At 73.9% G+C, this 21,981-nt stretch carries 18 protein-coding genes; 4 read left to right on the top strand and 14 right to left on the bottom strand.

Annotated features, from left to right (window positions below; genetic code table 11):
* Window positions 1-4: 4 nt before the first annotated feature.
* The 4 genes from CKY47_RS30625 to pyk all read right to left on the bottom strand — a co-directional run bounded on the left by CKY47_RS30625 (window position 5) and on the right by pyk (window position 4,304).
* A complete protein-coding gene (locus CKY47_RS30625; RefSeq protein ID WP_306749804.1) occupies window positions 5-1,255 on the bottom strand; it encodes a hypothetical protein in 1,251 nt (416 codons plus the stop codon).
* On the bottom strand, window positions 1,248-1,868 hold the full coding sequence (locus tag CKY47_RS30620; RefSeq protein WP_306749803.1) for an RNA polymerase sigma factor: 621 nt from the start codon (window positions 1,866-1,868) through the stop codon (window positions 1,248-1,250). Before CKY47_RS30620 ends, CKY47_RS30625 begins: the two co-directional genes overlap by 8 nt.
* Window positions 1,869-1,944: 76 nt before the next feature.
* Window positions 1,945-2,871 (bottom strand): acyl-CoA thioesterase II, encoded by a 927-nt coding sequence (gene tesB / locus CKY47_RS30615; RefSeq protein ID WP_306749802.1) that lies wholly within the window; start codon window positions 2,869-2,871, stop codon window positions 1,945-1,947.
* An 8-nt stretch (window positions 2,872-2,879) separates the two neighbouring features.
* Window positions 2,880-4,304 (bottom strand): pyruvate kinase, encoded by a 1,425-nt coding sequence (gene pyk, locus CKY47_RS30610; protein WP_306749801.1) that lies wholly within the window; start codon window positions 4,302-4,304, stop codon window positions 2,880-2,882.
* Window positions 4,305-4,410: 106 nt separating this feature from the next.
* On the opposite strand from pyk, the gene CKY47_RS30605 reads away from it, so the two are divergent.
* Window positions 4,411-4,734: a VanZ family protein gene (locus tag CKY47_RS30605; protein ID WP_306749800.1), complete on the top strand. Its 324-nt coding sequence runs from the start codon at window positions 4,411-4,413 to the stop codon at window positions 4,732-4,734.
* On the opposite strand, the gene CKY47_RS30600 is transcribed toward CKY47_RS30605, so the two are convergent.
* A complete protein-coding gene (locus CKY47_RS30600) occupies window positions 4,709-5,365 on the bottom strand; it encodes a DUF2461 domain-containing protein (RefSeq protein ID WP_306749799.1) in 657 nt (218 codons plus the stop codon). The genes CKY47_RS30605 and CKY47_RS30600 overlap by 26 nt on opposite strands.
* Window positions 5,366-5,409: 44 nt before the next feature.
* Here CKY47_RS30600 and CKY47_RS30595 point away from each other — a divergent pair, with 44 nt between their 5' ends.
* On the top strand, window positions 5,410-6,171 hold the full coding sequence (locus CKY47_RS30595; RefSeq protein ID WP_306749798.1) for a maleylpyruvate isomerase family mycothiol-dependent enzyme: 762 nt from the start codon (window positions 5,410-5,412) through the stop codon (window positions 6,169-6,171).
* A 49-nt stretch (window positions 6,172-6,220) separates the two neighbouring features.
* Here the strand turns inward: CKY47_RS30595 and CKY47_RS30590 are convergent, their stop codons facing one another.
* From CKY47_RS30590 to dctA, 3 genes are all read right to left on the bottom strand, one after another.
* A complete protein-coding gene (locus CKY47_RS30590) occupies window positions 6,221-7,726 on the bottom strand; it encodes a glutamate synthase subunit beta (protein ID WP_306749797.1) in 1,506 nt (501 codons plus the stop codon).
* Window positions 7,719-12,257 carry a glutamate synthase large subunit gene (gene gltB, locus CKY47_RS30585; protein ID WP_306749796.1) on the bottom strand — a complete coding sequence of 1,513 codons (4,539 nt, stop codon included), beginning with the start codon at window positions 12,255-12,257 and terminating at the stop codon, window positions 7,719-7,721. Before gltB ends, CKY47_RS30590 begins: the two co-directional genes overlap by 8 nt.
* Window positions 12,258-12,654: 397 nt before the next feature.
* Window positions 12,655-14,022, bottom strand: coding sequence for a C4-dicarboxylate transporter DctA (gene dctA, locus CKY47_RS30580; RefSeq protein ID WP_306749795.1), 1,368 nt, complete (start codon window positions 14,020-14,022; stop codon window positions 12,655-12,657).
* A 146-nt stretch (window positions 14,023-14,168) separates the two neighbouring features.
* On the opposite strand from dctA, the gene CKY47_RS30575 reads away from it, so the two are divergent.
* On the top strand, window positions 14,169-15,098 hold the full coding sequence (locus tag CKY47_RS30575) for a TAXI family TRAP transporter solute-binding subunit (protein ID WP_306749794.1): 930 nt from the start codon (window positions 14,169-14,171) through the stop codon (window positions 15,096-15,098).
* Between the two features lie 10 nt (window positions 15,099-15,108).
* On the opposite strand, the gene CKY47_RS30570 is transcribed toward CKY47_RS30575, so the two are convergent.
* On the bottom strand, window positions 15,109-16,008 hold the full coding sequence (locus tag CKY47_RS30570; RefSeq protein ID WP_306749793.1) for a phosphotransferase family protein: 900 nt from the start codon (window positions 16,006-16,008) through the stop codon (window positions 15,109-15,111).
* Window positions 16,009-16,017: 9 nt separating this feature from the next.
* Complete coding sequence (locus tag CKY47_RS30565) at window positions 16,018-17,421, bottom strand: sensor histidine kinase (RefSeq protein ID WP_306749792.1); 1,404 nt, start codon at window positions 17,419-17,421, stop codon at window positions 16,018-16,020.
* A gap of 43 nt (window positions 17,422-17,464) precedes the next feature.
* Here CKY47_RS30565 and CKY47_RS30560 point away from each other — a divergent pair, with 43 nt between their 5' ends.
* The gene (locus CKY47_RS30560) at window positions 17,465-17,992 is read left to right on the top strand and encodes an AMIN-like domain-containing (lipo)protein (protein WP_306749791.1); all 528 of its coding nucleotides are present in this window, start codon (window positions 17,465-17,467) and stop codon (window positions 17,990-17,992) included.
* Window positions 17,993-17,994: 2 nt separating this feature from the next.
* Here CKY47_RS30560 and CKY47_RS30555 read toward each other — a convergent pair whose 3' ends face one another.
* From CKY47_RS30555 to trpB, 4 genes are all read right to left on the bottom strand, one after another.
* Complete coding sequence (locus CKY47_RS30555) at window positions 17,995-18,675, bottom strand: response regulator transcription factor (RefSeq protein ID WP_306749790.1); 681 nt, start codon at window positions 18,673-18,675, stop codon at window positions 17,995-17,997.
* Window positions 18,676-18,681: 6 nt separating this feature from the next.
* On the bottom strand, window positions 18,682-19,734 hold the full coding sequence (lgt, locus tag CKY47_RS30550; RefSeq protein ID WP_306749874.1) for a prolipoprotein diacylglyceryl transferase: 1,053 nt from the start codon (window positions 19,732-19,734) through the stop codon (window positions 18,682-18,684).
* A gap of 236 nt (window positions 19,735-19,970) precedes the next feature.
* A complete protein-coding gene (gene trpA, locus CKY47_RS30545; RefSeq protein ID WP_306749789.1) occupies window positions 19,971-20,756 on the bottom strand; it encodes a tryptophan synthase subunit alpha in 786 nt (261 codons plus the stop codon).
* Window positions 20,753-21,976 carry a tryptophan synthase subunit beta gene (gene trpB / locus CKY47_RS30540; protein ID WP_306749788.1) on the bottom strand — a complete coding sequence of 408 codons (1,224 nt, stop codon included), beginning with the start codon at window positions 21,974-21,976 and terminating at the stop codon, window positions 20,753-20,755. Before trpB ends, trpA begins: the two co-directional genes overlap by 4 nt.
* Window positions 21,977-21,981: the final 5 nt, after the last annotated feature.

Genomic DNA, 21,981 nt, shown 5'->3' with positions numbered 1-21,981 from the left:
GGGCTCACCCGAAGGCGATGGTCTCCAGCACCGCGCCGGCCGCGTCGCGGGTGGTCACCGTGCCCGACACCCCCGCGGCGGCCCCGCCCGGCACGGGGAGGGCGACGCTGCCGGCGACCGGTTCGGCGGTCACCTCGTCCCGCCCGGTCACGGACAGGACGACGGTGGCCACCCGGTCGTCCAGCACCTCCGCCAGCAGGGCGAGCGAGTCGCTCGCCGTGTACTCCACGCCGCTCTCGGGATCGGTCTCCGGCGTGAAGCCGTGGTAGGCGGTCGTCCCGCGCACGGTGCGGCCGACGACGCCGACGTGCGACGGGGCTTCGACCTCGCGGGTCAGGTCCTGCACGGCGCTCCTGCCGTCGGCGTGGCAGGTCACCAGGAGCCCGTCGTAGAAGCCCAGCTGGATCGACTCGCCGAGCGCGGCGGCCGTGTCCATCCCGGGCCGCCACGCGTCGGGGTCGGCCACCGGCGGCTGGTGGGCGGCCAGGCACCGCCCCAGGCGGGCCCCCTCGGGGCTGGTGCGGTCACCGCCTGGGCCGTCCCGGTCGACGACGGTCGCCGGCGGTGCGGGCGCCACCAGGGCGGTGTGCTCCTGGAGTTCCGAGGAGTCGCCCACCTCGCGGACGGCGGTGAGCCGGTCGGTGGTGGCCCGGTCGATGGCGGGCCGGTACGAGTTGGGCGCGAGCCAGACGGCGCCGAAGCGGGCGGTGTACGCCCTCGGCGACTCCGCGTCGGGGCCCAGGGCGAACTTCCGCGGGTCGGGCCCGGTGAACCCGGCCAGCGAGCCGGTGGCGGTGGCGAAGGACACCGCGAGGGCTCCCGGGTCGGCGACCGGCGCGGACGCGGTGACCGCGCGGGGCGTCAGCTCGCAGAACACCACGCCGGCGGGGGTCGTGAAGGCGACCAGGTCCACGCGGTCCTTGGACGCGGTGGCGATCGGCACCCACCCCTCCGCGCCGCCGCAGCGGGACGCCGCGCCGCCGGGGGCCTCCCCCTCGCGGACCCGGTACCAGCTCCCCTGGTCGGGCATCGGGAGTTCGGGGACCGCCGCCCGCCGCTCGGCCGGGTCCACGGCGGTCCCGGCGGGCGGGAACGCCGCGACCGCCGCGATCCCCGCGACGGCCACCGCCGCCGCCACCGCCGCCGGCGCGCGCGGGGACCGGCGCCGGCGCATCCCCTCGTGGAGCTTCAGCCGGGCCGCGCCGCGCACGTCGTCGGGCAGCGGGCGCTCGGAGGGCAGGTCGAGGTCATGCATCGTCGTCCCCCTGGGTGAGGTCGCGGAGTCGGGCACGGGCGCGGGACACGCGGGAGCGCACGGTGGCCTCGGTGATGCCGAGCAGCCGGGAGGCGTCCGCCGCGGACATGCCGCCGAGCAGGCACAGCCGGGTGATCTCCCGCTCGGCGCGGGGCAGCCGCTCGACGGCGGCGAGCACCGCTCGCAGCCTGCGCGCGGCGACGTCGGAGTCGGCGACGCCCTCGGCGTGGTCGGCGTGCGGTTCGCGGGCGCCCAGCCGCCGGAGCAGGCGCACCAGGCGGGCGCCGGCGCGGCGTTCGTCGCGGGCCAGGTTGGCGGTGACGGTGAACAGCCACGGACGGGCCGACTCGCGGGCGAGCACCACCCGGGACCGCAGCCGCCAGGCGGTGAGGAACGTCGCCGACAGCAGGTCATCGGCGCTGCTCCAGGACGCGGTGAGCCGGTAGGCGTAGTTCCACACCGCCTCGGCGTGCCGCTCGAACAGGGCGGTGAACGCGGCGTCCGCGTCCGGGCCCCGGGAGGTGGCGCGCAGCCACAGCTCCCGGTCGCCTTCGGGTGGCGGTCCCTCGCGGGCGTCGGTCGGCGCCGTCACGCCGGTCGCACGGGTGGTCATGCTCTTGTGGGGCCGGCTCACCCGCACGTGTGGCGTGCCGGGCGGGTGACCCGGGTCACCCGCGGCGCGCGGGCCGCTAGTCCAGCACCCGCAGCAGGCCCTCCTGGACCACGGTCGCGGCCAACTGCCCGTCCCGGGCGTAGAAGCGGCCCGTGGCCAGGCCGCGCGCGCCCGACGCGGACGGCGAGGCGCAGTCGTACAGGAACCACTCGTCGGCGCGGAAGCGGCGGTGGAACCACATGGCGTGGTCGAGGCTCGCGCCCAGTACCTTGTCCGTGCCCCAGTACACGCCGTGCTTGACCAGCACCGAGTCCAGCAGGGTCATGTCGGAGGCGTACGCCAGCACGCACACGTGCAGCAGGTCGTCGTCGGGCAGCGTGCCGTCCGCCCTCATCCACACCTGGCTGCGGGCCTCGGACGGGCCGTCCTCGCGGGCCTTCCACGGCGGCGTGGTCACGTAGCGGATGTCGATCGGCCGGGGCAGCCGGGCCATGCCGACCTTCTCCAGGTACCCGGCGGCCGACTCGGCGTAGGTGGGCAGCTCCTCCGGCGACGGCACGTCGGGCATCGGCTCCTGGTGGTCCAGGCCGGGCTCGTCGAGCTGGAAGGACGCCGACAGGGAGAAGATCGCCTTGCCGCGCTGGACGGCCACCACGCGGCGGGTCGTGAACGAGCGGCCGTCGCGGATGCGGTCCACCTCGTACACGATCGGGATGCGCGGGTCGCCCCCGCGGATGAAGTACGAGTGCAGGGAGTGCACGCGCCGGTCCGGCTCGACGGTCCGGCCGGCCGCCACCAGCGCCTGGCCGGCGACCTGCCCGCCGAACACCCGCACGGGCGACTCGGCGGGCGACACCCCGCGGAAGATGTTCTCCTCGACGCGCTCCAGGTCCAGCAGCGCGACGAGGCGGTCGAGCACGGGCTGCCCGTGCGGGACGCCGTCCGCGTCCCGGGGTACGTCCGAGAACCCGGCGGTAGCCGCGGCACGGGCAGCCTCGGTCACGTCATCTCCTAAGCGTGGTCTTCCTCCCCCAGGCGGTGGACCCGGATGAGGTTGGTGGAGCCGATGGTCCCCGGCGGGGAGCCTGCCACGACCACCATCAGGTCGCCCGCCTGGTAGCGGCCGATCGACAGCATGGACAGGTCCACCTGGCGGACCATCTCGTCGGTGGAGTCCACCTTAGGCACGATGAACGTCTCCGTGCCCCAGGTGAGAGCAAGCTGACTGCGCACGCTCGGCTCCGGCGTGAACGCCAGCAGCGGCAGGTGCGTGTGCAGCCGGGCCAGCCGCCGCACGGTGTCACCGGACTGGGTGAACGCGACGAGGGCCTTGGCGTTCAGCCGCTCGCCGATGTCGCGCGCCGCGTAGGAGATGACGCCGCGCTTGGTGCGCGGGACGTGCGTCAGCGGCGGGACCACGACGGACTCGGTCTCGACGGCCTCGATGATGCGGCCCATGGTCCGCACCGACTCGATGGCGTACCGGCCGACCGAGGTCTCGCCGGACAGCATCAGCGCGTCCGCGCCGTCGAGCACCGCGTTCGCGACGTCGGACGTCTCGGCGCGGGTCGGGCGGGAGTTGGTGATCATCGAGTCGAGCATCTGGGTGGCCACGATCACCGGCTTGGCGTTCTCGCGGGCGATCTGGATCGCGCGCTTCTGCACCAGCGGGACGTGCTCCAGCGGCAGCTCGACGCCGAGGTCGCCGCGGGCGACCATCACGCCGTCGAACGCGAGCACGATGGCTTCGAGGTTGTCGACCGCCTCGGGCTTCTCGATCTTGGCGATGACGGGCTTGCGGCCGTGGCCGACCCGGTCCATGACCTGGTGGACCAGGTCGATGTCCGCGGGCGAGCGCACGAACGACAGGGCGATGAAGTCCACGCCCAGGTTGAGCGCGAACTCCAGGTCCTCGATGTCCTTCTCGGACAGGGCCGGCACGGAGACGTCCATGCCGGGCAGGGACAGGCCCTTGTTGTTGCTGACGGGGCCACCCTCGGTGACCTCGCAGACGACGTCGGGGCCGTCGACCTCGAGCACGGTCAGGCCGACCTTGCCGTCGTCCACCAGGAGGCGGTCACCGGCCTTGGCGTCCTGGGCCAGCTGCTTGTAGGTGGTGGAGACCCGGTCGTGGGTGCCCTCGACGTCCTCGACGGTCACCCGAACGACGTCACCGGTGCGCCACTCGACCGGACCGTGGGCGAACCGGCCGAGCCGGATCTTGGGTCCCTGGAGGTCGGCGAGGATGCCCACCGCGCGCCCCGACGCGTCGGCCGCGTTGCGGACGAGGTCGTAGACCTGCTTGTGGTCGGCATGGCTGCCGTGGCTGAAGTTCATCCGGGCCACGTCCATACCGGCCGCCACCAACTCGTTGACCTTGTCCTCGGTCCCGGTGGCAGGGCCCATCGTACAGACGATCTTCGCGCGTCGACTCACGTTAGGTCAGAGTAGTCCTTGTCACTGGACCGATCAGGATGTACCCGGGGGTAACCTCCGCGAAACGGGGAGAATGGCCCTCGTGGGCCCGAGAATCCTTCCGTTCGTGACCGCGGCGTTGCTGAGCGTCATCGTCCTGTTCACCCCGCAGTCAGGTGTGCCGGACTCCCCGCCGGGGACGGACAAGGTCGTCCACTGCCTGCTGTTCGCCCTGCTCGCGGCCACGGGCCTGTACGCCCGGCTGCCGCGCGTGCCGCTGCTGGCGGGCCTGGTCGGCTACGCGGCGGTCTCGGAGGTGCTCCAGTGGCTCCTGACCGCGCTGGGGCGCGGCGGCGACGTGCTGGACGCGCTGGTGGACGTGGCGGGCGTCGCGGTCGGCGCGCTGGTGTTCCGGCTGCTGCCGGTCAGCGGCGGAAGCCGACCTCGCTGAGGCCGACGTGGTCGGCGCACCAGTCGACCAGCGGGGTGACGTCGCGCCACGCGTCGCGGACGCGCTCCAGGCTGCCCGGCTCGTGCAGGACGTCGTCGGGCGGCCACACCTTCGCCACGTAGATCCGCCGGTGCTTGAGCAGCTCGATCCGGGGGTGCCCGGGGTCGGCGCCGCGCGGCGCGCGCTTGAGCTTGTCGCCGCGAAGCTCCCACCCGGCGTCGACGAGGCCCGCGACCAGCTTCTCCAGCCGCTCGCCGCGCACGTCGTCGGCGACGGACTCGCGGTAGCGCGCGAGCTGGTCGGGGGCCATCGCGAACGACCCGCCGGCCACGAACAGGCCCTCCGGTCCGACCTGCACGTAGTGCGCGCCCCCGCCGCGGCCCAGCTCGACCACGCCGCCGCAGTGGTCCTTGTAGGGCGTCTTGTCCTTGCTGAACCGCACGTCCCGGTACGGCCGGAACACCTTGCCCTTGCCGAACTCCGGCTCCAGGGCGGCGAGCAGCGCCTCCATCGGCGCGCGGACGTCGGAGTGGTAGACGTGCTTGTGCTCGTCCCAGTAGGGCTTCGAGTTGTCGACCACGAGCCCGTCGAAGAAGTCGATGGCGTACTCGCCGAAGCCGGTGAACTCCACGGCGCGCAGTCTACGTCCGGTGCCCCGGCGCTACGGTGATCCCCATGGCAGGCCTGAGCTTCGACCGCTACCGCACGGAGATCGTCACCCAGACCGAGCAGCTGGTGTCGCAGGTGGACGGCGCGGACTTGGCGACGCCCGTGCCGACGTGCCCGGGCTGGGACCTCGGCAGGCTCCTCCACCACGTCGGCGCGGGGCACCGGTGGGTCGAGGAGGTCGTCCGGAGCAGGGCCGTCGAACCGCTGCCCGACGACGCCCTGCGCGTCGAGCCCGACGAGCACCCCGCCGACCACGGCACGTGGCTCGTCGAGGGGGCGCGGCAGCTGTCGGACGCCCTGGGCGAGGCCGGGCCGGAGGCCGAGGTGTGGACCGCCGCGCCGGGCGGGAAGCCGGTCTTCTGGGCCCGCCGCTTCACGCACGAGACGCTCGTGCACCGCGTCGACGCCGCCCTGGCGCTGGGCGAGCCGGTCGAGGTGGCGCCCGAGGTCGCCGTGGACGCGCTCGACGAGTGGATGGAGCTGGGCGCCCTGCCGGAGATGGTCGAGTTCCACCCGGAGCGCCGCGAGCTCCTCGGCCCCGGCCGCACGCTGCACCTGCACGCCACGGACGCCGACGACGCCGAGTGGGTGGTGGACCTGACCGGTGACCGCGTCACGTGGCGGCGGGCGCACGAGAAGTCGGCCGTGGCGGTGCGCGGACCGGTGGTGGACCTGCTGCTGACCGTGTACGGCAGGCAGGCCCCGCCGGACGTCGTCGGCGACCGCGCGCTGCTCGACTTCTGGCTCGGACGGGTCAGCTTCGGCTGACGGGTGCGGCCGTCCCCGACGCCGTTGTCGGGGACGGCCGGCGGGGCGCCTACACCACGGCGAGCGGGAGCTGGTTGGGGATCACCGGCGCCGGCAGGTCGGACGAGCCGGTCAGGAAGCGGTCCACCGCGTTGGCCACCGAGCGGCCCTCCGCGATGGCCCACACGACGAGGGACGCGCCGCGGTGGGCGTCGCCGCAGACGAACACGCCGGGGGCCTGCGTCTGCCAGTCCGAGCCGCACGAGACGGTGCCCCGCGAGGTGAGGTCGATGCCCAGGCCGTCGAGCAGCGGCATGTGCTCGACGCCCTCGAAGCCGATCGCCAGCAGCACCAGGTCGGCGGGCAGCAGCTCGACCTCCTCGGACGTCGGCACGACCACGCGCCGGCCCGAGGCGTCCCGCTCCACCCGCACCTTGCGCAGCTGGATCTGCCGCACGTGCCCGTCCTCGTCGCCGACGAACTTCTCGACGGCCACCGCGAACTTCCGCTCGCCCGCCTCCTCGTGCGCGGGGTAGGTGCGCAGCACCCACGGCCACACCGGCCACGGCGAGCGCTCGTCGTCGCGCCGCGACGGCGGCATCGGGTACTGGTCGAGCTGGAGCACCGAGGCCGCGCCCTGGCGGGCCGCCGTGCCGTAGCAGTCGGCGCCGGTGTCGCCGCCGCCGATGATCACGACGTGCTTGCCGGCCGCGTCGATCGACGGGGCCCCGTCGCCCTCGCACGCCCGGTTCGCGGGCACGAGGTGCTCCATCGCCAGGTGGACGCCGGCCAGCTCGCGGCCCGGCGTCGTGGTGTCGTCGCGGCCGCGCAGCGCGCCCACCGCCAGCACCACGGCGTCGAACTTCTCCCGCAGCTCCTCGACGGTCAGGTCCACGCCGACCTCGCAGCCGGTGACGAACCTCGTGCCCTCCTTGCGGAGCTGCGCGAGCCGCCGGTCCAGGACCTTCTTCTCCATCTTGAACTCGGGGATGCCGTAGCGCAGCAGGCCGCCGAGCCGGTCGTCCCGCTCGAACACGGTGACCTCGTGGCCCGCGCGCGTCAACTGCTGGGCCGCCGCCAGCCCGGCCGGGCCGGAGCCGACGACCGCGACCCGCCTGCCCGACACGACCTGCGACTGGCTGGGCTGCACCAGCCCCTGCTCCCAGGACACGTCCGCGATGGTCTGCTCGACGCGCTTGATCGCGACCGGGCCGCCCGCGTCGTGGCTGATCGACAGCACGCACGCCGCCTCGCACGGCGCGGGGCACAGCCGCCCGGTGAACTCCGGGAAGTTGTTCGTCGCGTGCAACCGCTCCGACGCCTGGCCCCAGTCGCCCCGGCGGACCAGGTCGTTCCACTCCGGGATCAGGTTGCCCAGCGGGCAGCCCGCGGACCCCGAGTGGCAGAACGGGACGCCGCAGTCCATGCACCGCGACGCCTGGGTGCGCACCTGCGAGTCGCGCACGTCGGGCTCGACGTCGAGGTACACCTCGTCCCAGTCGCCCAGCCGCTCGGACACCGGGCGCTTCTTCGCCTCGGCGCGGGAGTGCTTCAAGAAACCGTACGGGTCAGCCACGGCTGGCCTCCATGATCGCCTGGTCCACGTCCCGACCCTCCGCGCGGGCGAGCCTCATCGCTTCGAGCACGCGCTGGTAGTCGCCGGGCATGACCTTGGTGAACGCGGCGGAACGCCGGGGCCAGTCGCCGAGCAGCGACGCGGCCACCGCCGAACCGGTGAGCTTGTGGTGCTTCTCCACCACCTCGCGGAGCCAGCGCAGGTCGTCCGCGCCGGGCCGCTGGAGCTCGACCTGCGCCCGGTTGACCGCCGCCGGGTCCAGGTCGAGCACGTACGCGATGCCGCCGGACATGCCCGCGGCCAGGTTGCGGCCGGTCGGCCCGAGCACCACGGCCCGGCCGCCGGTCATGTACTCGAACGCGTGGTCGCCGACGCCCTCGGCGACGGCCAGCGCGCCCGAGTTGCGCACGCAGAACCGCTCGCCGACGCGCCCGCGCAGGAAGATCTCGCCCGCCGTCGCACCGTAGCCGATCACGTTGCCCGCGATGACCTGCCGCTCGGCGGCGAACGGCGCGTCCGGGTGCGGGCGGACCACGATCCGGCCGCCGGACAGGCCCTTGCCGACGTAGTCGTTGGCGTCTCCGACCATCTCCAGCGTGATGCCGCGCGGCACGAACGCGCCGAGGGACTGGCCGGCCGAGCCGGTGAGCGTCACGTGGATCGTGTCGTCGGGCAGGCCGTCGCCGCCGAAGCGGCGGGTGACCTCCGCGCCGAGCAGGGTGCCGACCGTGCGGTTGACGTTGCGCAGCGGCAGCTCCAGCCGCACGGGGTGCGCGTCCTCCAGCGCCGCCTCGGCGAGCTGGATGAGCGTGCGGTCCAGGGCCTGCGCGAGGCCGTGGTCCTGCTCGCGGACCTTGCGCTTGGCCGTGCGGTACGGGGTCTCGGGCACCGCGAACACCGGCGACAGGTCCAGCCCGGCCGCCTTCCAGTGCTCGACGGCCCGGTCGGTCTCCAGCAGCTCGGCGTGGCCGACGGCCTCGTCGATGGTGCGGAAGCCGAGCGCGGCCAGGTGCTCCCGAACCTCCTGGGCGACGAAGTGGAAGAAGTTCACCACGTGGTCGGCCTGGCCGGTGTAGCGCTTGCGGAGCTCCGGGTTCTGCGTCGCCACGCCCACCGGGCAGGTGTCGAGGTGGCAGACGCGCATCATGACGCAGCCCGCGACGATCAGCGGGGCGGTGGCGAAGCCGAACTCCTCGGCGCCGAGCAGCGCGGCGACCACCACGTCGCGGCCGGTGCGCAGCGCGCCGTCCACCTGCACGGTGATGCGGTCGCGCAGGCCGTTGAGCAGCAGCGTCTGCTGGGTCTCGGCGAGGCCGATCTCCCAGGGCGTGCCCGCGTGCTTGAGCGAGTTGAGCGGGGACGCGCCGGTGCCGCCGTCGTGGCCGGAGACGAGCACGACGTCCGCGTGCGCCTTGGCGACGCCCGCCGCGACCGTGCCGACGCCGACCTCGCTGACCAGCTTGACGTGCACGCGGGCCTGCTCGTTGGCGTTCTTCAGGTCGTGGATGAGCTGGGCGAGGTCCTCGATCGAGTAGATGTCGTGGTGCGGCGGCGGCGAGATGAGGCCCACGCCCGGCGTGGAGTGCCGGGTGCGCGCGATCCACGGGTACACCTTGTAGCCGGGCAGCTGGCCGCCCTCGCCGGGCTTCGCGCCCTGCGCCATCTTGATCTGGATGTCGCTGGCGTTGACCAGGTACTCGCTGGTGACGCCGAACCGGCCGGACGCGACCTGCTTGACCGCGCTGCGCCGCTCCGGGTCGTACAGGCGCTCCGGGTCCTCGCCGCCCTCGCCGCTGTTGGACCGGCCGCCGAGCCGGTTCATCGCGATGGCCAGCGTCTCGTGCGCCTCGGCCGAGATCGAGCCGTAGGACATGGCGCCGGTGTTGAAGCGCTTGACGATCGAGGAGACCGGCTCGACCTCGTCGATCGGGACCGGGGTGCGGCCCGCGGTCCTGAGGCTGAACAGGCCGCGCAGCGTGCCGCCCTGGCGGGACAGCGCCTCCACCTCGGAGGTGTAGCGGCGGTACACGTCCTCCTTGCCGGTCCTGGTGGCGTGCTGGAGCAGGAACACCGTCTCCGGCGTGAACAGGTGCAGCTCGCCCTCGCGGCGGTAGGCGTACTCGCCGCCGACCTCCAGCCTGCGGTGCACCCGGTCGGTCGGGTTGTCCGGGTGGGCGCGGCGGTGGCGCAGCGCCACCTCCTCGGCCAGCACGTCCAGGCCCGCCCCGCCGAGCTTCGACACCGTGCCGGTGAAGTACTCGTCCAGCAGGTCCTTCGACAGGCCGACGGCCTCGAAGACCTGGGCGGCGGTGTACGCGCCGACCGTGGAGATGCCCATCTTGGACATGATCTTCAGGGTGCCCTTGACCAGCGCGGTCACGTAGTTGCGCACGGCTTTGCGCGGCTCGATGCCGGTGATCGCGCCCTGCGCGATCAGGTCCTCGATCGTCTCGAACGCCAGGTACGGGTTGACGGCGGCGGCGCCGTAGCCGAGCAGCGCGGCGATGTGGTGCACCTCGCGGGCGTCGCCCGTCTCCACGACGAGCGCCACGCGCAGCCGCTCCTTGGTGCGGACCAGGTGGTGGTGCACCGCGGAGACCAGGAGCAGCGACGGGATCGGCGCCATCCGGTGGTCGGAGTCGCGGTCGGACAGCACCAGGGTGCGCGCGCCGTTCGCGATGGCCTCGGACGCCTCGCGGCGCACCCGCTCGACGGCCTCCGCCAGGGCCGCGCCGCCGCCGTCCACCTCGTACAGGCCGGACAGGACGGTGCACGCGAAGCCCGGGAGGTCGCCGTCGTCGTTGATGTGGATGAGCTTGGCCAGCTCGTCGTTGTCGATGACCGGGTAGGTCAGCTTGATGTGGCGGCAGCTGACCGGGCCGGGCTCCAGCAGGTTCTGCTCCGGGCCCATCACCCGCGAGACGCTGGTGACGATCTCCTCGCGGATCGCGTCCAGCGGCGGGTTGGTGACCTGGGCGAAGTTCTGCACGAAGTAGTCGTAGAGCAGGCGCGAGCGCTGCGAGAGCGCGGCGACCGGGGTGTCGGTGCCCATCGAGCCGAGCGGCTCGGCGCCCGCCGTGGACATCGGGGCGAGCAGGACGCGCAGCTCCTCCTCCGTGTAGCCGAAGGTGAGCTGGCGGCGCACCACCGACTCGTGGCTCTGCACGACGTGCTCGCGGTCGGCGAGGTCGGCCAGCTCCAGCAGGCCCGCGTGCAGCCACTCGTCGTAGGGCGACTCCTCGGCGAGCCGGGACTTGACCTCGTCGTCGTCGACCAGGCGGCCCTGCGCGGTGTCGACCAGGAACATCCGGCCCGGCTGGAGGCGGCCCTTGGCCACGACCTGGTCCGGGGGCACGTCGAGCACGCCGGTCTCGGAGGCCAGCACGACGCGGCCGTCGGCGGTCTGCCACCAGCGGGCCGGGCGCAGGCCGTTGCGGTCGAGCACCGCGCCGACCAGGGAGCCGTCGGTGAACGTGACGCAGGCCGGGCCGTCCCACGGCTCCATCAGGCTGGCGTGGAACTCGTAGAACGCGCGGCGCTTCGGGTCCATCGACACGTGGTTCTCCCACGCCTCGGGGATCATCATCAGCACCGCGTGCGGCAGGCTCCGGCCGCCGAGGTGCAGCAGCTCCAGCACCTCGTCGAAGCTGGCCGAGTCCGAGCCCTCGGGGTGGCAGATCGGGAACAGCCTCGTCAGGTCGCCCGGGATGAGGTCGGAGGCCAGCAGCGCCTCGCGGGCCCGCATGCGGTTGCGGTTGCCGCGCACGGTGTTGATCTCGCCGTTGTGGGCGACGTACCGGAACGGGTGCGCCAGCGGCCACGACGGGAAGGTGTTGGTGGAGAAGCGGGAGTGGACCAGGGCGATGGCGGACGCGAGCCGCTCGTCGCGCAGGTCGGGGAAGAACGCGGGCAGCTGGCCCGTGGTCAGCATGCCCTTGTAGACGATCGTCCGGGCGGACAGCGACGGGAAGTAGGTGCCCGCGCCGGCCGCGGCGGACTCGTGCTCGACCCGCTTGCGCAGGGCGAACGTGAGGCGGTCCAGGTCGACGCCGGTGCGGCCGTCCTCGCCGCGGACCACCAGCATCGCGAAGTGCGGCATCACCGAGCGGGCGGTGGGGCCGATGCCGGCGTTGTCCGGGTCGGTCGGCACGTCGCGCCAGCCCAGGACGACCAGGCCCTCCTCGGCGGCGATCCGCTCGGCCAGCCCGACGGCCTCGGCCCGCTGCCCGGCGTCCGCGGGCAGGAACGCGATGCCCGCCGCGTAGCCGCCCGCCCCGGGCAGCTCGAAGTCGAGGACGTCGCGCAGGAAGGCGTCGGGCAGCTGGAGCAGGATGCCCGCGCCGTCGCCGCTGGTGGGCTCCGCGCCCGCGGCGCCGCGGTGTTCGAGGTTGGCCAGCGCGGTGAGCGCGTCGACGACGATGTCGTGCGAACGCCGGCCCCGGATGTCGGCGACCATGGCCACACCGCAGGCGTCACGCTCCGCAGTCGGGTCGTAGAGCCCCTGCGGGGACGGGATGGCGGAGAAGATCACTGCGCAGACCTCCTTCGTCGTCCTGCTAGAGAACGAGTCCTCGTGTCCAGTTCCTGGATTCCGGCTGCTGGGCACGGGACGACGATGGCCCGCGTGTTGACGCGACTTTAACAGTCGTGAAACCGAACCACACCATCCTTCGGGTGATCTCGGTCGTCGACGCGTAACGATTCGATTCCCCGGAACGACAGTGGGGCCGACGTTGTTACGCGTTGTTAAGCATAACCGACCGGTAGGCGCACCGCCCCGCGGTGAGAGCCGCGTGACACGCCCGGGTGACCCGTGTCGGTGATCCGGACCACAGCGTCTCGAATGCCGGAGGCCCCGGCGCTCTCGGGAGCGCCGGGGCCTCGTGCGTGCGCGGGCACGTCGGCGGACAGCTGCCGACGGAGGGGTGTCAGCGGGCGCCCGCGCCGGCGGGCTGCTCCTCCTCGACCTCGTCCTCGCCGTGCCGACGGTCCATCAGGGCGTCCACGTCGACCCGGTCCGGGTCGTCGAGGACCTCCCTGAGCCGGTCCCGGTCCAGCTGGCCCTGCCAGCGGGCCACGACCAGCGTGCCCACGCCGTTGCCGATGACGTTGGTGATGGCCCGCGCCTCGGACATGAACCGGTCGATGCCCACGATCAGGGCGATGCCGACGGCCGGGATGGCGCTGTTCGCCTCGAACGCGCTCAGCGAGGCGGCGAGGGTGACCAGGCCCGCGCCGGTGACGCCCGCCGCGCCCTTGCTGGCCAGCAGCATGAACAGCAGCAGGCCGATCTGGGTGCCGAGGCCGACGTCCGTGCCGGTGGCCTGGGCGATGAAGATCGCGCCCATGGTCAGGTAGATGCACGTGCCGTCGAGGTTGAACGAGTAGCCGGTCGGGATGGTCAGGCCGACCACCGACTTGTCCGCGCCCGCCGCCTCCATCTTGACCAGCATCCGGGGCAGCACCGACTCGCTGGACGACGTGCCGAGCACGATCAGCAGCTCGTCCTTGATGTAGCGGAGGAACTTGAAGATCGAGAACCCGGCGTAGAGCGCCACGCCGCCCAGCACCAGCAGGACGAACAGCAGGCAGGTGGCGTAGAAGGAGCCCATCAGCCAGGCGAGCTTGCCCAGGATCGTGCCGCCGAACTTGCCGATCGTGTACGCGATGCCGCCGAACGCGCCGATCGGCGCCGCGTACATGACGATCTTGATGACGCCGAACATGACCTTGGCGACGGTGTCCAGGGCCCGCACGACCCGCTCGCCGGTCCTGCCCATGCCCGCCACGGCCACCGCGACCAGGACCGCGACCACCAGGACCTGGATGAGCTGGCCGTCGGTGAACGCGCCGAAGAACGACTTCGGCACCAGGCTGAGGATGAACCCGGTGACCCCGGTCTCCGCGGTCTTGGCGTCCTCCAGGGTCTTCGCGGCGGCGTCGTCGTTGATCGGGATGGCCGGGCCGTGGTGGCCGGGCTGCACGACGTTCACCACGAGCAGGCCGATCGCCAGCGCGACCGTGGTCATGGCGGTGAAGTACAGGATGGTGCGCAGCGCCAGGCCGCCCGCCTTGGCGAGGTTGCCCAGGCCCGCGATGCCCACCACGATCGTGCAGAAGATGGTGGGCGCGATGACGACCTTCACCAGGGCGACGAAGAAGTCGGCGAGCCACTTCATGCCCGACGCCTGCGCGGGGAAGGCGTAGCCGACGACGACGCCGAGCACGATCGACACCAGCACCCAGAAGTACAGGTGCTTCCAGATCGGTTTACGGGTCTCGGTCTTCGCGACCACGACTCCTCCAGGGGCTCCATCGCGACTGTGGGGTTGGGTCGTGATCCTGGGCACACGCCGGGGCCCGGTAAAGGGCGCGCGGGGAAACTTCAGGTCCCTCTGACGTAACACCCCGTTCACCGGCCGTCGGGGTTAACCTGCGACGCGTGCCCGTCTCCCGGCGCTCGGTGCTGCTCGCCGCCCTCGCGGCGGGCGTGCCCGCCTGCACCGCCGCGGAGGTCCCCGCCCCGGAGGAGCTGGTGCTCGCCACCGGTCCCGACGGCGCGGTGTTCCAGGAGGTCGGCGGCGCCCTCGCCGAGGCGCTGGCCGACCGACTGCCCGCCACCCGCGTCGTCGCCCGCCCGACCGGCGCGTCGGTGGAGAACGTGCGGCTGCTGGCGGAGGGACAGGTCCACCTGGGACTGTCCTCACTGGACCCGGTCGACGGCGCCCTGCTCAGCGCGGACGACCCGAACGGCATCAGCGCGGTGGGCCGGCTCTACGACAGCTTCATGCAGGTCGTCGTGCCCGCGTCCGCGCCGGTCCGGCGGCTGGCCGACCTGGCGGGCAGGCCGGTGTCGTTCGGCCCGGTCGAGTCGGGCTCCGAGTTCACCGCCACCCGCCTGCTCGACCTGCTCGACGTGCCGGTGGACGCACGGAACATGGCCCACGACGAGGCCGCGCACCGGCTGGCCGGGGGCGAGCTGGACGCCCTGTTCGCGCTGACCGGCATCCCCACCCCGGCGGTCAGCGGCATCCTCGGCACGTTCCCCCTGCGCCTGCTGGACCTGCCCGAGGAGGCCGAGCTGCTGGCCGACACCTACCGCGGCCCGTACGTGCCCGCGACGATCCCGGCGACCACCTACGCCGGCCTCGGCCCGTGCCGCACGTTCGCCGTGCCGAACCTCCTGCTGGCCCGCACCTCGCTGTCCGCCGACCTCGTCGAGGTGGTGACCCGGACCGTCTTCACCGAGTCCGCCCGCATCGCGGCCGACCACCCGGAGGCGAGCCGCATCAACGTGCGCACCGGCATCGCCACCGGCCAGGTGCCACTGCACCGCGGCGCCGAGCGCTGGTTCCGGGCGAACAAGCGCTGACCGCCCGCCGTCAACCCGCCCACCGGTCGAGCGCGGCGCGCAGGAACGCGTCCCGGCGACGCGCCAGGACGTCCGCCGTCAGGTCGGTGCGGCCCTGGTCGTGGATCGCGGGCAGCCAGGCCGCCACGTCGGCCGGGCCGCTCAGCGCGGCCACCACGTCCCACCGGGCGACGTCCCGCGCCGGCCCGCCCGCCGCGGCGCACCACCCGTCGAGCACCAGGTCGGGGGCGTCCCCGCCGAGCAGCATCGCCGCGTCGCAGCGCAGGTTCCCCAGGTCGACGCCGGGCGCGCCGACACCCGCGCACTCCCAGTCGACGACCCCGGACACCTCGTCGCCGACCCACAGCACGTTGCCCAGCCACAGGTCGGCGTGGACGAGCACGGTCGGCCCGACCGGCGCGGGCAGGCGGTCCACCCGCGCCACGGCCTCGGCGACCGGCGCCGACCCGACCGCGTCGCGGACGCGGACGAACCCGCCACCCGGTCCGTCCATGGGCCACCGGCGGACCGGCAGCCCCGGCCGCGGGTCCACGACGACCTCGTGGAGGGCCGCCGCGGCGGCGCCCAGCGCCCTCAGCCGGGAGGCGGGCGGGTCGGGCGGCATCGCGCTGCGGCCGGGCAGCGCCGTGGTGAGCAGCGCCGGGGAGCCGGCCTCCGCGCCGTCGACGTCGGCCGCGAGCACCCTCGGCGTCGGCAGGGCGTGCCGCTCCGCGAGCCGCAGCGCCGCGACCTCGGTCACGAACCGCGCGCGGACGTCCGGGTCGTGCCGGCCGGTCCGGAGCACGGCCGGGGGACGTCCGTCGAGGTCGAGCAGCCAGGGCGACCCGCCCTCGCGCAGCCCCCGCGAACCCACCACCCGCGCGGCGCGGCGTTCCACCCAGCGCAGCGCGCCTCCCGCGGGACCGGTCACAGCGGCACGCTACCGGTGCCGCGCGTGGAGCCGGACCACCGCGTCCAGGCCGTGCGGCTCGGCGGCGCGCAGGGTCAGCGCGCCGCCCGCCGACTCGATCAGCTCCGCGCAGATCGACAGGCCCAGGCCGGTGCCCGCGACGTTCTGGTGGCGCGGCGCGCGCCAGAAGCGGCCCAGGGCGTCGGCGCGCTCCCGCTCGGTCAGGCCCGTCCCGTCGTCGGTGACGTGCAACTCCACCCGCCCGTCGGCGGTCCGGCCCCAGACCCGCACGCGGGTGCCGCCGGACAGCCGGATCGCGTTGCCGACCAGCTCGTCGAGCACGCTGCCCAGGCCGCCGGGCGGCTCCAGGACCCGCAGGTCCGGCGGCACGTCCACGTCGAGGCCCACCCCGCCCGCCGACGCCAGCGCCCGCCAGCCCGGCACGTGCGTGGCGAGCAGGCCGTCCACCTCGACCGGTTCGGCGGCGGAGGCGCTGTCCAGGCGGGTCGCGGCCAGCAGGGTGTCCAGCACGCGGCCCATCTCCTCGGCCTCGTCCACCGCGATGCGGTGCGCCTCGCGCCCCTCCTCGCCGGTCACGTGCGGCTCCAGGTTGTCCACCGCCAGGCGCAGGCTCGCCAGCGGGTTGCGCAGCTGGTGGGAGGCGTCGGAGACGAACGCCCGCTGCCGGCGCAGCGCCCGGCCGACCACGCCGACCATGGCGTTGAAGCTCGTCGCGAGCCTGCGCAGCTCCGGTGGCCCGCCCACCTCGTCGGCCCGCGCGTCCAGCTCGCCGCCGGCGACCGCGGCGGTGGCCTCGTCCAACCTGCGGACCGGCCGCAGCACCCACCGCGACATCGGCCACGCCACCGCCGCCACCCCCAGCATCGGCACCAGGCCGACGAGGGCCAGCAGGCCCCACTGGCGCAGGATCGCCGAGCGCAGGCCGCCCGTCGGCGAGACCGTCACCACGGCCGCGACCACCTCGCTGTCGCGGCCCACCGGTTCGACGACGACCAGGTCGACGTCCTCCCACGGCCACACCGACTGGTCCGTCTCACCCCGGTAGCCGCCGAACGCCGCCTCCAGGCCCGTGGTCACGGTCGGGTCGGTCAGGTCGAACGGCTCCCGCGACGCCGCCACCACCGCGCCGTCCGTGCCGATCAGACCCGCCCGGATGCCGTACAGCCGGTCGTAGCGGACCAGTTCCTCGCGCAGCGCCGTGAGGCGGCCGGACGCCAGGGCGTTCTCCGCCAGCGAGGCGAACCGGCTCGCGTCGCCCAGCCGGTCCAGGTACGTCTCCTGGCTCTCCCGCTGCACCACCGCGAACGCGAGCGGCACGCCCAGGGCCGCCACCAGCGCGACGAGCAGCGGCACGATCAGGGCCAGCAGGCGGCGCAGCACGTGGGGCAACCTCCCCGGGGTGGTCCGCGTCATCCAGGTCGAGGGCCGTGGTGGCCCGTGACGAGGGGGAGTGGAAATGGTACGCAGAACTGCGCTGCTGCTCGCGGCGGTGCTGGGCGTGGCCCTGGCCGCGCCGGGCGCGGCGACGGCGGCCGACGCGTGCGCGCCGGTCGACTGGGGCTCGGGCGACGAGGTCGTCGCGTCGGGCACCCAGGGCGCGCTGACGAACGTCCGCGCCGGGCAGCACGAGTGCTTCGACCGGCTGGTGTTCGACTTCAGCGGGGTGAACGAGGGCTACTCGGTCGGGTACGTGAGCGAGGTGACGCAGGAGGGGTCCGGCAACGTGGTCCCCCTGCGCGGTGGCGGCAAGCTCCAGGTCGCCGTCTCCTCCCCCGCGTACGACGGCGGCGGCAACCCGACCTACACCCCGGCCGACCGGCGGGAGCTGGTCGACGTGACCGGCTACGCGACGTTCCGGCAGGCGGCGTGGGCCGGGTCGTTCGAGGGGCGGACGACGATCGGCCTGGGCACGCGCGCCCGGCTGCCGTTCCGGGTGTTCACCCTGCCGGGGCGGGTCGTCGTGGACGTCGCGCACACCTGGTGAGCTCACGGGGTGTGGGTCGCCGCCGCGCGGTAGCCCACACCCCGGATCGTCTCGATGCGGACCGCGTCCCCGAGCTTGCCGCGCAGGGCCGCGATGTGCGTGTCGAGGGTGCGCGACGGCGCCTCCCAGTGCGCCTGCCACACCTGGTCCACGATCAGGTCGCGGCTGACCACCGTGCCCGCGCGGCCCACCAGCAGCGCGAGGAGGTCGAACTCCTTGCGGGTCAGCGGCACGGGCACGCCGTCCACCCTGGCCTCCCGGCTCGCCGGGTCCAGGGTCAGCGGACCGAGCGTGACCTCGTGCCCGCGGTGCTCGCGCTCGGCGGCGCGGGCCGCGCGGGTGCGGCGCAGCACCGCCTCGACGCGGGCCAGCAGCTCGGCCGTGCCGAACGGCTTGACCACGTAGTCGTCGGCGCCCAGGCGCAGGCCGAGGACCCGTTCGCGCTCCTCGCCGCGGGCGGTCACGGTGATGACCGCCGTGCCCGGGCGGCGGCGCAGCTCGCGCAGCACGTCCAGGCCGTCACCGTCGGGCAGGCCGAGGTCCAGCAGCACGACGTCCGCGGCCGGGGCCGTCAGCGCCGACGCGGCCGTGCCCACCCGGTGGACCTCGTAGCCCGCGTGCTTCAGGGCGGTGAGCAGGCCGCGCGCCACCCGGTCGTCGTCCTCGACGACGAGGATGCGCACGGTCGCCTACTGGCCCGGCTTGTCGCCGTGGTCCCCGGGATCGGTGTCCGGCACCGTCTTCCTGTCGGGCACCCCGGCGGTGTCGCCGGTGGTGTCGCCGGTGGTGTCGCCGGTCGCCGTCCGGTCCGCGGCGGTCTCCCCCGCGCCGGTCCTCCCCGCGCCGGTCGCCCCTCCGGCGTCGTCCTGCTCGCCGTCGGGGTCGGGCCGCACGATGACCTCGCGGTCGCCCTTCTTCGCGGCCAGCACGAAGTAGGCGACCGCGCCGAGGAACACCAGGACCGAGGTGATGACGTTGATGCGCATGCCGAAGACCTGGGTGGCCGGGTCGACGCGCATGATCTCGATCCAGAAGCGGCCCGCCGTGTAGCCCGCGACGTACAGCGCGAACACCCTGCCGTGGCCGAGGCGGAAGCGGCGGTCGGCCCACACGATCAGCAGCGCGACGCCGACGTTCCACAGCAGCTCGTAGAGGAACGTGGGGTGCACGACGTCGATCGGCGTGTGGTCCAGCGCGACGCCGCCCAGCTCGTCCTTGAACCCGGTGTCCGGGTCGACCCGCTCGTAGATCTCCAGGCCCCAGGGCAGCGTGGTGGGACCGCCGTAGAGCTCCTGGTTGAAGTAGTTGCCGAGGCGGCCGATGGCCTGCGCCAGCACGATGCCGGGCGCCAGCGCGTCCGCCATCGCGGGCAGCGGGATGCCCTTGCGGCGGCACGCGATCCACGCGCCCACGCCGCCCAGCGCGATGGCGCCCCAGATGCCGAGGCCGCCGTTCCAGATGGCCAGCGCCTCCAGCGGGTTGCGCCCCTCGCCGAAGTACTTGTGGTAGTCCGTCGCCACGTGGTAGAGCCGGCCGCCGACCAGGCCGAAGGGCACCGCGAAGACCGCGATGTCCGTGACCTCGCCCTTCAGCCCGCCGCGGGCCACCCAGCGGCGCTCACCCCACCAGATCGCCGCGACGATGCCGGCGATGATGCACAGGGCGTAGGCGCGGATCGGGATCGGTCCCAGCTGCCAGACGCCCTGGTCCGGGCTGGGGATCGTCGCGAGGTAAGTCGTCACCACGCCGACCACCGTAGTGGGTGCCCGGGGGTGCTCTGCGCCGACAGCTCGATTGTTACCGGGAAGGGGCGTTCGCGCTCCGGCACGCCGTCCCGGCCGCGGGCGCTCTCGACGTGCTCCCCTGTCGTGTGGAAGGAGGGAGCGGGGTGGGCGGCCACGAGCCCGCTGTGCCCGCGCCCACCGACGGTTCCGGCCCTCACAGCCCCCGGACCGCGTCGTTCACCCGAGCGTGCGCGCTACACCGTTGCGGTCTCGCGACGGACCCCGCCGGCCAGCTCCCGGGTCAGCGCCTCCACCGTGCCGTCCTCGACCGCCGACACGAACGCGGACCCCACGATCACGCCGTCCGCGAACGCCGCCAGCTCGGCCGCCTGCGCGCCGTTCCGCACGCCCAGCCCCACGCCCACCGGCAGGTCGGTGTGCTCGCGCACCCGCCCGACCAGCGCCGGAGCGGCCGACGACACGACGTCGCGCGCACCCGTCACGCCCATCACCGACGTCGCGTACAGGAACCCCCGCGACGACCGGGCGGTCATCGCGATCCTCTCCTCCGTCGACGACGGCGCGACCAGGAAGATCCGGTCCAGGTCGTGCTCCTCGGTCGCGGCGATCCACTCCGCGCCCTCGTCGGGCACCAGGTCGGGCGTGATGACGCCCAGGCCGCCGGCCGCCGCCAGGTCGCGCGCGAAGCGGTCCACGCCGTACGCCAGCACCGGGTTCCAGTAGGTCATGACGACCGCCCGCCCGCCCGCCGACGCCACCGACTCGACCACGCCGAACAGGTCGCGCACCCGGAAGCCCTCGCGCAGCGCCCGCTCGGCCGCGCGCTGGATGGTGGGGCCGTCCATCACCGGGTCGGAGAACGGCAGGCCGACCTCCACCAGGTCGCACCCGGACGACACCATGGTCCGCAGCACGTCCTTCGAGCCCTCGACGGTGGGGTACCCGGCGGGCAGGTAGCCGATCAGCGCCGCGCGCGACTCCGCCCGGCACGCCTCGAACAGCGGGGCAAGCCTGCTCATGCGTCCACTCCCAGCCCGAACCACTTGACGGCGGTGTCCATGTCCTTGTCGCCGCGCCCGGACAGGTTCACCAGGATGAGCGACTCCGGTCCCAGCTCGCGGCCGAGCTTGATCGCGCCGGCCAGCGCGTGCGCCGACTCGACCGCCGGGATGATGCCCTCCTCGCGGGAGAGCAGGGCGAACGCGTCCATGGCCTCCGCGTTCGTCACCGGCCGGTACTCGGCGCGGCCGATGTCCTTGAGGTGGGCGTGCTCGGGACCGACGCCCGGGTAGTCCAGGCCCGCCGAGATGGAGTGCGCCTCGGCGATCTGCCCGTCGGCGTCCTGGAGGACGTACGACATGGCCCCGTGCAGCGAGCCCGGCGTGCCCTTGGTGAGGGTGGCGCCGTGCCGCGCGGTCTCGATGCCGTCGCCGCCCGGCTCCAGGCCGACCAACCGCACGGACGGGTCGTCGATGAAGCCGTGGAAGATGCCGATCGCGTTCGACCCGCCGCCGACGCACGCGGCGACGACGTCGGGCAGGCGCCCCGCCTTCTCCAGGACCTGCTGCCGCGCCTCGATGCCGATGACGCGGTGGAAGTCGCGCACGAGCACCGGGAACGGGTGCGGTCCCGCCGCGGTGCCGAGCAGGTAGTGCGTGTCGTCGACGTTGGCGACCCAGTCGCGCAGCGCCTCGTTGATCGCGTCCTTGAGCGTCCGCGAGCCGTTCTTCACCGGGACGACCTCGGCGCCGAGCAGCCGCATCCGGGCCACGTTGAGCGCCTGCCGCTCGGTGTCGACCTCGCCCATGTAGATGACGCAGTCCAGGCCCATCAGCGCGCACGCGGTGGCCGTGGCCACGCCGTGCTGGCCCGCGCCGGTCTCGGCGATGACCCGCCTCTTGCCCATGCGCTTGGTCAGCAACGCCTGGCCCAGCACGTTGTTGATCTTGTGCGAGCCGGTGTGGTTGAGGTCCTCGCGCTTGAGGAACACCCGCGCGCCGCCCGCGTGCGCCGCGAACTTCGGCGCCTCGGTGAGCAGCGACGGGCGGCCCGCGAAGTCGCGCAGCAGCCGGGCGAACTCGTCCAGGAACTCCGGGTCGACCCGGGCCTTCTCGTAGAACGCGGCGAGCTCGTCCACCGCGGCGATCAGGGCTTCCGGCATGAACCGGCCGCCCCACGGCCCGAAGTGACCCCGCTCGTCCGGGTCGTGGGGTGTCGGAGCCAACTGGCCGCGCGACATGCGCT

It is taken from the genome of Saccharothrix longispora, from assembly GCF_030852425.1.
GTDB lineage: Bacteria > Actinomycetota > Actinomycetes > Mycobacteriales > Pseudonocardiaceae > Actinosynnema > Actinosynnema longispora.
The sequence above is the reverse complement of the archived record's forward strand: the minus strand, read 5'-3'. Positions and strand labels throughout refer to the sequence as shown.

Bases quoted from the DNA above. Each gene is read 5' to 3' on its own strand.
- CKY47_RS30625 (WP_306749804.1), bottom strand. From the start codon at position 1,255: ATGCATGACCTCGACCTGCCCTCCGAGCGCCCGCTGCCCGACGACGTG.
- CKY47_RS30620 (WP_306749803.1), bottom strand. From the start codon at position 1,868: ATGACCACCCGTGCGACCGGCGTGACGGCGCCGACCGACGCCCGCGAG.
- CKY47_RS30595 (WP_306749798.1), top strand. From the start codon at position 5,410: ATGGCAGGCCTGAGCTTCGACCGCTACCGCACGGAGATCGTCACCCAG.
- CKY47_RS30565 (WP_306749792.1), bottom strand. From the start codon at position 17,421: ATGACGCGGACCACCCCGGGGAGGTTGCCCCACGTGCTGCGCCGCCTG.
- CKY47_RS30560 (WP_306749791.1), top strand. From the start codon at position 17,465: ATGGTACGCAGAACTGCGCTGCTGCTCGCGGCGGTGCTGGGCGTGGCC.
- trpA (WP_306749789.1), bottom strand. From the start codon at position 20,756: ATGAGCAGGCTTGCCCCGCTGTTCGAGGCGTGCCGGGCGGAGTCGCGC.
- trpB (WP_306749788.1), bottom strand. From the start codon at position 21,976: ATGTCGCGCGGCCAGTTGGCTCCGACACCCCACGACCCGGACGAGCGG.